Source organism: Mesorhizobium sp. M6A.T.Ce.TU.016.01.1.1, assembly GCF_003997065.1.
GTDB lineage: Bacteria > Pseudomonadota > Alphaproteobacteria > Rhizobiales > Rhizobiaceae > Mesorhizobium > Mesorhizobium mediterraneum.
In genome coordinates, this window is sequence record NZ_RZTJ01000092.1 from 1 (window position 1) to 877 (window position 877).

Genomic DNA, 877 nt, shown 5'->3' on the forward strand with positions numbered 1-877 from the left:
TCCGTGTAGTTGTCGTCGGTGCCGTAGCCGGCCATGATGAACAGCGACAGGTTCTCCATCGGCGTGATGTCGAGGCGAACCTTGCCGGCCACTTCTTCATAGTTGCTGTCGTAGGCGACGACGCCGGTGATCGCGCCCCAGCCCTGCGTCCACTTCACACCGCCGACGACGTGCGGAACATAGCTGTCGATCGTGAAGTCGCCATAGCCTTCTTCGAGCGAGACGACGGCGGAGAAGCCGTTGCCGGCGTCGAAGTAGTACTGGACGACGTTGGTGTCGAAGCCGCCGTAAGGAACCAGCGTATCCTGGATGACGTTGCCGGCGTAGCCGATGAACGTATCGAAAGCCGATTCGTCCTTACCGACGCGGAGGCCACCGAGCTGGATCCAGGCGAAGTTCAGCGAAACGCTGCTGTTGCCAGCGTTGTTGGGGACGAGGACCGTGTACCCATCATCGTCGACGTAACTGGCGGCGCGGCCTTGGCGATTGCCGAAGTTGAAGCGGGTCTCGGTGTAGGTCTTCAAGGTGCCGAGCTCGGTTTCCTGGCCGGTCCAGGTCTTCAGCGTGAAGCGAGCGCGCTTCCAATAGGTGTCGTTCTCGCCGCCGTCCTCTTTGTCCCAGTTCGTCGCACCGGTGAAGGTGCCGACGTCGCCGACGCCGATGTCGTAGCGGACATAGCCGCCGATGCGCAGGCAGGTTTCGGTGCCGGGGATGTAGAAGTAGCCAGCGCCGTAGACGTCGCAGATGCGGACGTATTCAGCGGGTTCCGGCTCGGCGACGACGACGGCGTCGGCGGCGCGCGCACCGGAAACTGCGACCAGCGCCGCAGCGGAGCCGAGAAGAAGGCTCTTGATGTTCATTTTCTGACCTCCAGTCA

At 62.5% G+C, this 877-nt stretch carries 1 protein-coding gene; it reads right to left on the reverse strand.

Annotated elements, in window-relative coordinates; all coding sequences use genetic code 11:
* The coding region (locus tag EOC94_RS33370) for a porin (RefSeq protein WP_148128458.1) at positions 1–860 on the reverse strand (860 nt) is incomplete at its 3' end.
* Between the last annotated feature and the right edge of the window lie 17 nt (positions 861–877).